General features: G+C 28.7%; 13 protein-coding genes and 1 pseudogene. 4 read left to right on the top strand and 10 right to left on the bottom strand.

Annotated features, from left to right (window positions below):
• The 4 genes and pseudogenes from LS65_RS09965 to LS65_RS09960 all read right to left on the bottom strand — a co-directional run.
• Positions 1-241: pseudogene (locus LS65_RS09965) on the bottom strand (hypothetical protein); the annotation flags it as partial.
• Positions 234-2006 (bottom strand): hypothetical protein, encoded by a 1773-nt coding sequence (locus LS65_RS09305; protein WP_138129856.1) that lies wholly within the window; start codon positions 2004-2006, stop codon positions 234-236. The pseudogene LS65_RS09965 and the gene LS65_RS09305, both read right to left, overlap by 8 nt.
• Positions 2003-2614, bottom strand: coding sequence for a hypothetical protein (locus LS65_RS09300; protein WP_138129855.1), 612 nt, complete (start codon positions 2612-2614; stop codon positions 2003-2005). Before LS65_RS09300 ends, LS65_RS09305 begins: the two co-directional genes overlap by 4 nt.
• A gap of 2 nt (positions 2615-2616) precedes the next feature.
• Positions 2617-2934 (bottom strand): hypothetical protein, encoded by a 318-nt coding sequence (locus tag LS65_RS09960; RefSeq protein WP_138129854.1) that lies wholly within the window; start codon positions 2932-2934, stop codon positions 2617-2619.
• Between the two features lie 323 nt (positions 2935-3257).
• Between LS65_RS09960 and LS65_RS09955 the strand changes: the two genes are divergently transcribed.
• On the top strand, positions 3258-3398 hold the full coding sequence (locus LS65_RS09955) for a hypothetical protein (protein WP_162549575.1): 141 nt from the start codon (positions 3258-3260) through the stop codon (positions 3396-3398).
• Between the two features lie 214 nt (positions 3399-3612).
• Here the strand turns inward: LS65_RS09955 and tssG are convergent, their stop codons facing one another.
• From tssG to LS65_RS09265, 6 genes are all read right to left on the bottom strand, one after another.
• Complete coding sequence (gene tssG, locus LS65_RS09290; protein WP_034361214.1) at positions 3613-4515, bottom strand: type VI secretion system baseplate subunit TssG; 903 nt, start codon at positions 4513-4515, stop codon at positions 3613-3615.
• The gene (gene tssF, locus LS65_RS09285) at positions 4512-6236 is read right to left on the bottom strand and encodes a type VI secretion system baseplate subunit TssF (RefSeq protein WP_034361212.1); all 1725 of its coding nucleotides are present in this window, start codon (positions 6234-6236) and stop codon (positions 4512-4514) included. The genes tssG and tssF overlap by 4 nt, the downstream gene beginning before the upstream one ends.
• On the bottom strand, positions 6236-6628 hold the full coding sequence (locus tag LS65_RS09280; RefSeq protein WP_034361210.1) for a GPW/gp25 family protein: 393 nt from the start codon (positions 6626-6628) through the stop codon (positions 6236-6238). The genes tssF and LS65_RS09280 overlap by 1 nt, the downstream gene beginning before the upstream one ends.
• A 2-nt stretch (positions 6629-6630) precedes the next feature.
• Positions 6631-8091, bottom strand: a complete 1461-nt coding sequence (gene tssC / locus LS65_RS09275; protein ID WP_034361209.1) for a type VI secretion system contractile sheath large subunit — start codon at positions 8089-8091, stop codon at positions 6631-6633.
• 9 nt (positions 8092-8100) lie between these two features.
• Positions 8101-8586, bottom strand: coding sequence for a type VI secretion system contractile sheath small subunit (gene tssB / locus LS65_RS09270; RefSeq protein WP_034361208.1), 486 nt, complete (start codon positions 8584-8586; stop codon positions 8101-8103).
• Positions 8587-8659: 73 nt separating this feature from the next.
• On the bottom strand, positions 8660-9937 hold the full coding sequence (locus LS65_RS09265; protein WP_201274356.1) for a type VI secretion system domain-containing protein: 1278 nt from the start codon (positions 9935-9937) through the stop codon (positions 8660-8662).
• A gap of 105 nt (positions 9938-10042) precedes the next feature.
• On the opposite strand from LS65_RS09265, the gene tssJ reads away from it, so the two are divergent.
• Genes tssJ through icmH form a run of 3 tightly spaced genes read left to right on the top strand, consistent with a single transcriptional unit; the run spans position 10043 to position 12691 of the window.
• Positions 10043-10495: a type VI secretion system lipoprotein TssJ gene (tssJ, locus tag LS65_RS09260; RefSeq protein WP_034361207.1), complete on the top strand. Its 453-nt coding sequence runs from the start codon at positions 10043-10045 to the stop codon at positions 10493-10495.
• 15 nt (positions 10496-10510) lie between these two features.
• A complete protein-coding gene (gene tssK / locus LS65_RS09255; protein WP_034361205.1) occupies positions 10511-11908 on the top strand; it encodes a type VI secretion system baseplate subunit TssK in 1398 nt (465 codons plus the stop codon).
• A gap of 9 nt (positions 11909-11917) precedes the next feature.
• The gene (icmH, locus tag LS65_RS09250) at positions 11918-12691 is read left to right on the top strand and encodes a type IVB secretion system protein IcmH/DotU (RefSeq protein WP_034361203.1); all 774 of its coding nucleotides are present in this window, start codon (positions 11918-11920) and stop codon (positions 12689-12691) included.
• Positions 12692-13333: the final 642 nt, after the last annotated feature.

Below are 13333 nucleotides of genomic sequence, written 5' to 3'. Positions count from 1 at the left end.
TAAGAAGTGTGCCTAGATTATTTTCTTCATCTTTAGGGGAGAAGTAATAACTTGGTGTATCTTGTTTAATGGTATTGTCTTTATCTAATTCACCAAAGAAGTATTGAAAAAGAGGATTGGGAGATTCTGTGCCTCCTGTGAGGTGAAAACCTTTAAAGTGTATATCTGTATAACCTTGATTTTGTAAGTCTAAGACATCTAAAAATACTTTATCTTTTCTTTCAATAAATATATTAGGCATTACTCACTTCCTCTTGTTTTAAAAAGTTTCTATAATCTCCATAGTCTTTTTTATTACCTACAATACATTGAGCAAAATACTTTGGATAATTATCAAAAATATTTTCTTGAATTTGTATTGCTAGAGGATAAGGATTTTTTGCAAAAAGGATAGGCTGTTCATACCATAATGCTATATTATGGCTAAGAATATTTCTATCATAGCTAAATTCGCTAAAAGCAAATTTACTTTGAGAATCTGCTTTGAGATAATGCTCTTTCTCATCATCATAAATAATCAAAGCAACTTCTGTCTGCAAGTGAGGTTCATATTTTAATCTATCTTGAAAATAAGAAGCTAGACAAAAATGTGTGTTTAATCGCATATTAACATCATCTTCTATGTGTTCTATTTCTGTATTTCTTGCTAAAGATTTGAGTTGATTATGAGTAATGTTATCTGTAAGGCGATTAAGCCTTGTATGATGTAAAAGATTACTATGTAAAAGAAATTCACAATATTGATTGAAAGACTTTAATCCTTCTTCACAAGCCCAAGTAGAATCTATATTGCATAGGGTAAGAAAATTATAATAGTAAAGTTCAACATCGTAGAGCAAAAGTTCAGCTCTCGCTTTTTTATCTTTTTTTGATTCTAGTTTTTTAAGATAATTTAAAAGCTGATTTGGTGTAAGTGAATGGTTATTCTTAGTAATAATTTGTGCTATTTGCATTTTATCTCGCACGAAATCTACACAGGAATTACCAACCACTTTGTAATTTTTAAATGTATTTCTTTTATCGCCAAAGATTTTAGGGTTTTCTCTTAATTTATCACTTGTTAAGAGAGTTTGAAAAAGAATGCTTTTACAGATTTTTTTATATTGACTTTCACTAATGCTCATCACTTCACTTTGGTATTCTTGAAAGGTTTTTAAGGGGCGTAAATCAGTAAGAATAAAATCTTTGCTGTAAATGAAGTATTGTTTGTCGTCATAGCTCTTATTGTCTATTTTATATTTTAGAGGGATTCTAGGTAGTGGCTTATCTTTGAGTTCCTCTTTAAGTTTATCGTATTGAACTTCTGTCTTTTCTTTAAAATCATCATTCCAATGATTATTTTGAAAGACTTTGCCTCCTGTTTGAAAATTACCATCTTTGTAGTTTTTAAACAATCCTGTTTGATAAGGTCCAAAACCAAAAAAGCCCTCAATAGAGAAAATATTGCTATAAGGGGATTCTACAAATTCATTAAAGAGTTTTTCAAATTGAGTAAAATCAATATTGTCTGCAATGCTTTGTTTTTTAATATGTTCTAGCCATTCAAAGAATGGCTCTGTAATATCAGCATAGCATTGTCTAAGGAATGTAAAGTCATTATTAAAAGTCTCTCGCAAGTTTTTATCAAAATCTTTGTTGTCATTCAAGTCAGTATCGCTCCACGCTTTAAAATTTTTATGGCTTGTAAAATTGTATTGATACTTTTCTTGACTTAATTCTTTTTTTAAATCTTCTAAAGTAGTTTCATTGATAAAACATTGCATTTGTTTTATATCTTGCTCATATTGTTTAATGCTTTCTTGTATATTACCAAAAGATAATCCATTGTTACTATAACTTGATTTCAATTTTTCTAATTGTTCTTTTTTCATTTGTATTTGCAATTCATTACATTTTACTCTTTCTTTTTTTAATCCTAAAAATACATGGGGATTGCCACTACCACCATTAGAAGCAAAATTTCTATTAACATAAATACCCAAAGAGTATTTATGGGAGTGGGTCATTGGAATTCCTTCAAGTCAATATAATAGGAGCTTTTTGCATTAATAGCTTCTTTAAAGATTTGTGAGATATATTTTTGAGAAGAAGCATAATCCATATAAAATATTCTATCCTTTTCTTTGATAATCATCTCATCTCCTATATATTCTTTATTTTTAGAAGCTATTTCCTCTATTATATCATATTCTTCTTTCGAATCTTTAAAAGGTCTGCAGTATATAGATTTTCTCACATCACCCTTTACAAAGTAAGTCTTACTCCAATTGGTGTAATATCTAAAAGCTTGTATATATATAATTACAATTTTTTTTCTATCTAAAACGCTCACTATGTTTAATCTAATAGAATCACTCACAAGAAAATCAGAAAAATCAAAACGTATATCCTCCAATCTAGTCCCCTCTCCTGCAGGTCTTGCATACACTACCTTGTTTATCTCTTCTTTACAAAGTCTTTGATATTCCTTATATTCAGAATCTAAAGCCTTAGGGATAAAGGCACGATAACTTGTAGGATAAGAACAACCTTTTATCATAAAAAATACTATTAAGATTCCAAAACACAAAAAACAATCTAAAATAAATTTACCCCATTTGAATTTTTCTTGCATATTTATCGCCTTAGATGATTATTCTCAAAAACTTTACCCCAATGGCTAACATCAGATTCCACAGGAGCAAAGCCATAAAAGCCATCATTAAATTCATTTGTTTCTGTTGTATCATACCATTTATATTCTTCTTTAATATAAATCATTTTTCTTAGTTCAAAACTCCATATTTGTTTATTTGTTTCTCTTTCAAACTTCATAGTATCAAGTTCATTAGGCGATTTATCTTTAGTAAGTCCTAGAAAGGCGTGGGTAGCATCTAACTCCACTAAGCTTTTTTCAAAAAGAATGTCTATACAAATAGTTACAAAATATTGCATAAAACCCCCATTACCTTAATATGACTTGATGTGTAAAAAAAAAGAATAAAATAAACCAAACTGACCCAAAAATTAAAAATATGGCACACAATAACAATTTTATCCTTAAACACGACTTATTATACAAAAACCAAAATAGTATAATTATGAAAGCTCCAATTAGCAATAAAGTGGCATTTTTCACAAATACAGAGATAAGATAAAGGATAGTAAAGCATAAGCCCAAAGGCATAAATTTTCTATGAATAAATGTAAGGATAGACCAAGAAAAAAAGAAAATAAAAACTAGGGCAAATAAAAATACTCTAGGGGCTTCAAAGGAATTGAAGTTTGCGGAAAAAAATAATGAGCAAAAAAATCCGATAATAAAACTTACAATTGCACTAGCAACAAACCACGCAATCTGTCCGCTTGTAATAGAATCTATTCCCTTAGATTCTAATTTGAGTTTGAGCTGTGAATAGAGAGGGATTTTCAAGCCACTTGCCTTTTGGTAGGAGGATTAGGACAACCTACAATAGAGCTATAGAGTAAATCAGTTTCTAATATAAAAGGAATATTCTTATCTTGAATACTTTTACCTATTAAATTCATTAATAATTCCTTTTTCTTGTATTAAAACAAAATTAACCTATAAAAACAATAAAAAAACCTTCTTGATTAAGAATGTGAAAAAACTTATTCATACATTTTGATACACATTAAATGATATTTTTTCTTAAAATTTCCCAATGCTAACCCCCAACCAAGTTTTGCCACATTTTCATCACCTAAAATAAAATTCATTCTTTCATTATGATTAATACGCAAATATAAATCAATGCAAAATTGCTGATTTGTAAGAAATAATATGCTTTCTTTGAGTTCTTTATGCTTATTTTGATTCGGTAAGTATTCCATAGCTCTATAATATTCTATATCTTTAATATAAACGCCTATCTTGCTCTGATATGAAAGAAATTTGTTGCCTAAAATAAAATTTTTACCCAAAATATCATTTTTAAAGCCTAATTTATTTTTTTGGGAGGGGGCAATAAGAATCTGATGCGGAAGATTTTCAATGATATACAATTTATTATACAAATTGAAATTATTTTGCAATACCTTTTCTATGTAATATTTGGGGCGAGAGGAGCTTAAAAATAAAGGTGCAAAAGGAAGGTAATTTTTAGCAATTTCTTTATCATTAATGCCCAACATAGAAAATAAAATTTTTGAAATAGAATCGCTAAAATCCTTCCTAAAACTTCTAGGATAATTCTTTAAATTCACACTTTCAAAAAAAAGCCAAAGTATGTAATGGTTAAAAAAGTCAAAAAATAATGTCCAACCAGAACCTCCGTCTTCATTTCTTGAGAGTTTATCAAGCATATAAGAAGGAAGTTGTGATGTATTGCCTTGCAATCCCATAAAATTTACCATTATTTCAATTAAAAATTCTTTGTTTTCTTTAATATATTCAATTTCTTTATGAGGGTGTTTGAGGCTTTTATTGGTTCTTAAAAAAATATCTTTTTTGTCATATTTTTTAAGAAGTTTGTGAAGAAGTTTGTGAAAAGTAAAATAAGTTATGTCGCTCATAAAGATACTTTTTTGCCACGAGTGGCTGGATAATACAAAATTTCTTTGCTATCCAAGCATTTTATTTTTAACTCACAAAAAGAATTAATACTTACAAAGGAAGCAAAAAATTTAGATATGATAAGTCCTAATTTATAAACTTCCCCCAAAGAATAAAAATTAGAATCTTTGATGCCCATTATACAAAGTGTTCCCTTTTTGGTGATATATTCATCAATGAGATAGGTGGATTTGGATTCTATATACAAAATAGAATTCTTTAAAAGTTCAAGCGTCTTTTCATTTTCTTTATCATTAACAAAACTATAACTTTCCAATACTCCAAAGAACGAGGCTGTATTTAGGAGGGTTTGATAGTTGAAAGAGAGTATGGATACAAGCTTCCAAAGCAAATGCCCATCAACACTATATTCTCTCATCATACTTGGGATTTTAATATTTTTAGTAGATACATCTTTGAGATTAATGTGTCTTATATCGCCTATTTTAAGTTTAGAGGGTAGATTTTTATTGCAACACAAAGCATCAATAGTAATTATCTCATTGTAAGAATATTCTGAGAAAAAGGAGATTTCTTTATAGGTCTCACCTTTGGAATTTTTCCTAACACTTATACTATAAAATTCGTTTTGATTATCTTTTAAAAACTCAAAACGCTCAAAACTCTTATAATTTTTAAGTATTCTTCTTCCACTATCACTATTATGAGCTCTCACTTGATTAATCTTTACAATTTCATAAGAATCTAAATGTGCTCTATCCACAAAAATTCTGTATCCATCTTTGGTGTGGTCATTAATAATTGATTCTGTATTTTTAGAAAAAATGTTCACAATAGGCGTAACACTTAAAGAAAATAAATTAGCTCTAACGATGCAATTCTTTGGAAAAATTTTATTAAATTTAAACTGAATACTTAAATTTGTGCCCTGACAATCTCTTAAAATATCTAAGCCTTGTATTTTTATAAAATTAAACTTTTCAGGAATAAAAAAATATTCCCTAAGCAAAGAAAAAGCCTCGAATCCTAAATCATCATAAATTAAGCAACTTTCATTTGGTTCAAGCCCTATTGCTTTAATATTGTAAGGATTGAGCCTGAATTCCTCAGAAGTATCACAAGAAATAATTTTTATCTCTTCTAAGTAAAGATGAATGAATAAAAGTAGGGTTGCAGAAGTGTAAATGTCATCCCCAAGATATAAGTTTAAACAATCTAATCCTATATCACAAATTTTTAAATCAGACTTATTAACTTTTAGTCTCAAATCTATTGTGTGATATTGTTTTTCGCTACTCATAAATACCTCATCAATATCTAAAGGGTAGAGATAAACATCATAAATCGTTCTAAACTCACACTCAACTTGCTCTATGGTAATAGACCGAAGGCAACTCCCTTTTGGAACAACAATCTTATTTTCTTTGCTGTCTTTATTTAGAAAAAACTCTTGCAAACACAAAGAAGGTAATGGATTAGTGTAATTAGGGGAAACCACATTCAATAAAGATTCTGCTATATAAGGAATATTTTGCTCCATTTCTTGATGAATCTTAGAAGTCAAAATAGCAAGATTTTCAATAATTCTTTCAATATCTGGGTCTTTGCTATCAAGTGCTAAAAATGGTGCTAGTTTTGGGAATTTTTTGACAAAATATTCTCTTGTCTGATAGAGATAAGAAAGTTCTTTTTGATAGTAAAATACATCTTCATTATTCACTAAATTACCTCACAATACCTATCATTTTTAAAAACAATTTCTAAATTAATTTCTTTAAAATGGTCTTCAAAAAAATTACATTGCAAAAAAAATGAAAGTTTCCAAGGAGTCAAAGAATTATCATAATGAATAGATAAAATTCTGATTCTTTGCTCATATTTGCTTATAAGAAAATGAATCTCTTTAGCCATTTTGGAGCATAAATCACTTGCATTTAAATTAAACTCTATAACATCTGATAAACCCAAATCATTGGCTACAATACAATCATCTAACTTCGCATTAAGTAAAACCTGAATATTGTTCTTAATATCCTCAATTTCATTGTGATAAAAAGGAATATTTTGATATTGCTCATCTAGCTGATGAATAATTTTGCCAAGCAATGACATTTCTACTCTTTATCAAGCTTGCCTACTAATGAGAGTTCAAAATTTCCACCCATATATTTAAAATGGGGACGAACGCTAAGTCCTATCTTATACCACCCCGTCTCTCCAGCTACATTATCAACTTTGATTTGAGCTCCCCTAAATGGTCTTCTACTTCGGACTTCAGCAGGGGGATTTTCCTGGTCTGAAATATATTGTCTTACCCATTCATTAAGTCCATTTTCAATATCAGTTCTTTCTCTCCAACTACCTATTTCTTCTCTTTGCAAAACCTTAAGATAATGTGCCAATCTTGATATAAGGAATATATAGGGGAGCTGTGTCCCTAAGCGATAATTTGTTTCCGCTTCTTTACCTTCAGGTGTATTTGGAAATACTTTAGGCTTTAAAGCAGAATTTGCGGAGAAAAAGGCTGCATTGTTGCTGTCTCTTCTTAAGGTTAAGGCAATAAATCCCGCTTCAGCAAGCTCATATTCTCTTCTATCTGTAATCAGCACTTCAGTCGGAATTTTAGCTTGCATAGTGCCAAAACTTTCATAAAGATAAGTGGGTAAATCTTTAACACTCCCTCCACTTTTCGGACCTATAATACTTCCACACCATCTATACTTTGCAAAACTTTCGGTCAGTCTTGTGGCGAAAGCATAAGCTGAATTGCCCCATAATAAATGATTGTGTGAATTATGAATATTTTCTTTATAATTAAAGCTTTTGATAGGATTTTCTTCAGGACTATAAGGAGAGCGTGTTAAAAACCTTGTTACCATAAGTCCTGTATATTTTGAATCTTCATTTTCTCTAAAAGTTCTCCATCTTGTATATTGAGGACCCTGAAGCAAACCTCCTAAATCTTGAATATTTGCTAACTCTGAGTAATCCTCAAGTCCAAAAAAACTAGGAGCACAAGAAGTTAGAAATGGTGAATGGCTCATTGCCGCAATACTTGCCATTTTATTTAAGAAAGTCATATCTTGGCTGCTTGTACTAAGCTGGTAATCTCCTATAATAGCACCCACAGGCTCTCCACCAAATTGTCCATATTCTGAAGAATAAATATGCTTATAAATGATACTTTGAGTAATATCGGGATTATTCTCAAAATCCTCTAAAGCCTCTTCTTTGGTTACATTCAAAAGACTAAGTTTGATATTCTCATTAAAGTCTGTTCTTTCTACCAAGAAATATAAGCCTCTCCATACAGATTCTAGTTTCTGAAACTCCTCATTATGCAAAATCTCGTCCATTTGTTTAGATAGCAAATCATCAATATGTGCTATCATCTCATCTAAAGCAAATTTGTTGATTTTATCTTCTATATCATCATTTTCAACAATAGCAGAGATAAATTCTGCGATACCCCTTTTAGCTATACTATAACTTTCGTCATTCTTTGAATATTTGCTTTTTTCCATGATGCTTTCAATAACAGGCATATCAACTACTTTTATTTCATTTTTTGGCATTTACTCCTCCTATTTTTTAGCTTCTTCTTTAATTTCTAAAAGCAATCTTTCTTTTGTCTTTTTGTTTTTTAAAGCAGTCAAAACCGCTTTTCTGAAATCTGGGATATTACCCATAGGTCCTTTTAAAGCCACTAAAGCTTCTCTTAATTGTATAAGCTTATTAAGATCTGGAATTTGCTTTGCGATACTATCGGGAGAAAAATCTTTCATACTAGAAATATTAAGATTAACATCTAACTCTTCTGCTCCCTTGCCTAACGTATTTTTAACGCTAAACTTAGAACTAATGTTCAATTTTTGCATTACTTGATTAAAATTCACCTTATTGATTTGTAAGGTTTCTCGTTCTTCTAAAGGTAGCTTATCATCTCCTCCTGTCAAATTTGCCATTACCATTAATTTTAAGGGTAACTCAACATTTGCTTCTTGTCCGTTTGTTTTTGCTTTATATGTTATATTAATACGCTCTTTTGGAGCACTAGAACCATCAGCCATTATAAATCCTTATTTTCTAAAATTTCTTTATATATTTATTGTAACTAAAATTATGTAAAATCTAACTAAGTTTTTATATTTTTTCAATTTTTGCTTTAATTTCTAGATAATCTTCTGACAAATAATCTTTTAGTAATGTTTTCTCCATTAAATCTTTTATTTGGATATAAAGTGTTTTGGCATTATTTTGCATATTTTTCTCTTCAAAAAGCCTAGCCATCTCAATCAAAGCATTTATATTTGAGAACAAAGAATTATTATGGTTTTGAGTATTTATACCAATTAAGACTTCATTTATACCATTATTCCGCTTACTTTTATTTATTTTTGGCTTTGTATGATTAAAGTTTATGTCTTGTTTCAAAAAATAATTAAGAATCTGCTCTTCACACATAAATTTACCATTATTAAACTTAAGGTTAGAAATCTCTTTAAATTTAAGCAAAAAATTCCTAGCCAAAACATTAAGCAGATTGGAAGCATTTACTTTTTTGTGCTTCTGTAAAAATTCACAAAAAAACTTTAAACCCTCTATCCAAAAAGGGTTTAACACAAGATTTGACATAAAACATTTAATATGTTCCAATTCATTAAGATTATTTTGAAGCAAAATTTGTATTAAATTTTTATCGGGATATTTAATTTGAGTAACATTTTCATCATTATGAGAAGGGAGCGTTTTAATCCTACCCCACATTGCCTCAACAAACATAGCATAAGCATTAAGATTTTCTTTATCGTCTTCTAAAATTTCAAAAGCTAAATTATTAAAAAATATTCTATACTCTCTGTCACTAAAAGAAACAATATTTAAATTTTGAGTTTGCAATTCGACTTGCTTTATGATAGGTGATGATGTGATTTTACTTTCTTGTATATACTGCTTGAGCCGAATCTCTTTAAAATCACACCCTAAAATCTCCCCTAAAAGATTGAATGTATGATTTAAATCTATTGTCGTTTGAGTTGAATGCGACAAATTAAGCTTGTCAGATTCCATTATAAAATGCTCAATGATATTCTTTAATTTTCTTTTTTGAGCATTCAAAGTATTAGCATTTTTGCCTAAATTTTCAGGTGAATTTTGTAAAATATTGGCTAAAGATTTAAACAATTTATTCATTATTTCAAAGGATTCCTCATTGTTTAATGCTATACAAGACAAAACAAAATAATTACAGATTCTAATGTCCATAGAAAATTGTTGCAGGATTTCTAAAGAATATTCATAGATATTGTTCCACTTTATATCTTCGTGATTCAATGTTTTATATTTTGACATTTCGTCTTCAAGTAAATGATAAATTTCTAAATTTTCCAAGTTATCCTTTAAATGACTAAAAAAATACATTGGCTTAAGTCCTTGCAAACAATTTTATAAAAGTTTTAGCAATCAAATACTAGAATACTACATCATTAAGGTTTAAAAAATTTTAAAGAGGGAGATATTAGTGATATGTATCAAAAAATACTAATTCTAATTTTGTGCCTTTTATTTGTGTCTTGTTCAAACACTGTAAGTGTAAGAATTAGCAACATTGAGAAATCAAATCTCAACAACAGATCGGATGATGTTCCTATCACTCTTGTCATCTATAAACTCAAGAATATCGAAAAATTTAAAGAAACAAGTGATCGAGATTTGACTACTAGAGAAGATGGTGCTCTTGGGAAAGACAAAATAGATTCAATCAGATTGCAAATTGCTCCCAAAGATGAAATTATAGCAATAAAAGTTAAGGATAAAGAAGTTCCTTATATTGGAATTTTAGCCCTCTTTGCCAATAATACAAATAATACAAAAAAAGTAACTAAGATTTGGGCGAAAACGAAAGATGCAAGCGGATTTTGGAATAAAAAAATATTAAAATTTAAAATCACACAAGAAGGAATTCAAATAATCCAATGAACTTAGGATATTAATATGGCAAATCAATTAAAAGTTGCTTGGTTTAATGGCTTAAATATTGATAAAATTCATTTTGAGCAACAAGAAAGATATTTCCAAAGAAATATAGATCTAAAAACTATTGAAGTATTAAGTCATCTTTATGGGATTATTGATTTAAAATTTTCTAATGAAATGCTCATACAAGGCAAAATTGCATTAGAAAAAATTTCTGGAATAGCCAAAGATGGGAGTATTTTTAATGCTCCTGAACAAGATTTACTTCCAGAAGCTTTAGAAATCAATTATGAATCATTAGAAAATTCGGTTATAGTCTTAAAAATTCCTCTAGGTATTGCTAGTATCGCCGATATTGCCTTACAAAATAATTTACCTAATTCCAAATATTTAACCTTAAGGAGTATTATTGCCTCAAGAATCTATGATGATGACCATAGCGAGGGCATTTCAAAGGAACTAAAAAATGAAACAGATTTGCAAAATATAACTTTTACTCAAGAAAAACTCAATTTAACTCTTGCAAGTTTAAGATTGAAACTCGGAATTTTAGGCAATGCGACACCTGATGAACTTGAAATTCCCATTGCTAAAATCAAAAACATAGATTCAAATAAAAAAATAGAGCTTGAAGAAAATTTTATTCCTACTTGTATTAATATAAATAAATTTTCTATTATCAAGTCTTTTTTAGAAGAAACACTATATTCCATCAAGCGACACAAAGAAATACTTGGAGAAATTTTTAAGGGTATTGACCAAACAAAAAATACTTTAGATTTTAGCACTTATTTGTCTTTAAATCTTCTTAAAAAATGGTTTTTAATTTTTTCTTACCTTATCTACAAAGATAAACTGCACCCTGAATATTTATATGAAAAACTTATTGAATTTCAGGGAGAACTCGGAGCATTTGGTGTTGAAAACTCTTTTTTAGAGTTTATCCCTTACCAACACGATAATTTAAACGAAACTTTCTTTCCTTTAATTAATAATATCAAGATTCTATTTGCAAAAATTACTTCTCCAAGATATGCAATGGCAAAACTTATAGACAATGGGAATGGTTTCTATGATTTATTATTTGATAATGCTGGAATTTTAGAAGAAGCTGAACTTTTTTTGGCTATTAATGCTGATGTCAATCACGAATATTTGCTGAAAAACTTTAAAACGCAGAGTAAAATTCATGCACAAAGCAAAATAAAAAATATAGTAGCTACTCAACTCAAAGGGTTAAATATTATTCAAATTCCAAATATCCCTTCAGCTATCCCTTATTTAAATGGCTATATTTATTATAAATTAGATAAAAAAGATGAATTATTCAAACATTTAAAAGGAGAAAATACCATAAGCATTTATCTCACTAATAATATTAAAAATCCTGATATAAAAATGTGGGCAGTATTTTAAGGAAATAGAATGCACAAACAATCCAATACAGAGACACAAGAATTTAGCTTACTTTTAAATTCTAATTTAAATGGTCTTAAAAATAATAAAGTCCTTGATTATTGTTTAGAACTCCTTTTGCTCTCTTTTAGATTATCTAAAGTGTCCTTACTTGATACAAGCGTCATAGAATCCTTTAGAGAAAAAATTATCAATGATATTTTAGCTTGGAGTTCTAAACTTAGTGCCTTAAAAGAATATGACGAAAAAGATATTACTAGACTTAGATATTGCCTTTGTGTTTTTATTGATGAAATGTTAATGAAAAATGAACTTTTTATAAATAGCTCTTGGGCAAACAATACTTTGACTGTTCGTTTATTTGATGAAACTCTAGGAGGGGATAATTTTTATAATATAACATCTTCTTGGCTCAATAATCCTGCTAAAAATAAAGATTTTCTAGAGTTTATTTATGCTTGTCTTGTATTGGGCTACAAAGGTAAATATTCAAACAATAAAGATGTCGAGGAAAGAATTTTGCTCTTTTGCAATAATATAGCCTCTTCTCTCTCCCCATTATATGATGTTGATGAGGAATTAGCCTTTACAAAAGCTTATGATGGAATTATCAAAGAGAATTTTTGGCAAAACTTTCAAAGAATGTATCTTAAAAAAATACTGATTGCTTTTCCTTTATGTATTGTTGTAGGAGTTTTTATCTATGCTGTATTTGACCTTGAAGTTAATAACATACAAATACAAAATAATGTGAATGGAATTATCAACAATCATTCAGATTAAGAAACTTTTTATTGCTGCATTCATATCTAGTTCTTAATTTTGCAAAAAGTTTATCTGCTTATTTAAGTGTAGAATCTACTCTGATTTGTATTTTAGATTTCTATTATATGAAAACTTAATCTACATCAAAATATATAATAATATTGCTTGTTGTTTTAATTAATTTATTCCCTTTTTAACCAAACTCCAAACAGCCATTACTAAACCCACTGCTAAACTTCCTTAAAAACCAGTCAAAGATCAAATGAAAAAATAGGACATTTTATTTCAATCATAAAATTAATTTCATTCAATATCATCTCCTACCTATCCTTTTTCTAAGTCTTGTAAGATTGCGATTTTGCTTTGTAGATTGAATTTATAATAAATTCTTTTATGAATAAAATACCTTGATGATTATCTAATACAAGTTCTTCTAATGTTGGTCTGATTTTATCAATAAAATCTATTCTGCTTTTTTGGATAATCTTTAAGAGGCTTCCAATTTTTAAATGAATATCACTTTTTAGATATTCATTTACTTCATCTTTTAAATGAGGAATATATAGTTTTGTCAAGTATCAAAGTGAGAGAGAAGTTAATCAAATAAAGCAAAGTGCGAGAGTATGAGGAATATTTGAAAAATCAAAGTGGCAGCAAATC

Origin of the sequence: Helicobacter japonicus (assembly GCF_000762845.2) — a bacterium.
Classification (GTDB): domain Bacteria; phylum Campylobacterota; class Campylobacteria; order Campylobacterales; family Helicobacteraceae; genus Helicobacter_C; species Helicobacter_C japonicus.
The sequence above is the reverse complement of the archived record's forward strand: the minus strand, read 5'-3'. Positions and strand labels throughout refer to the sequence as shown.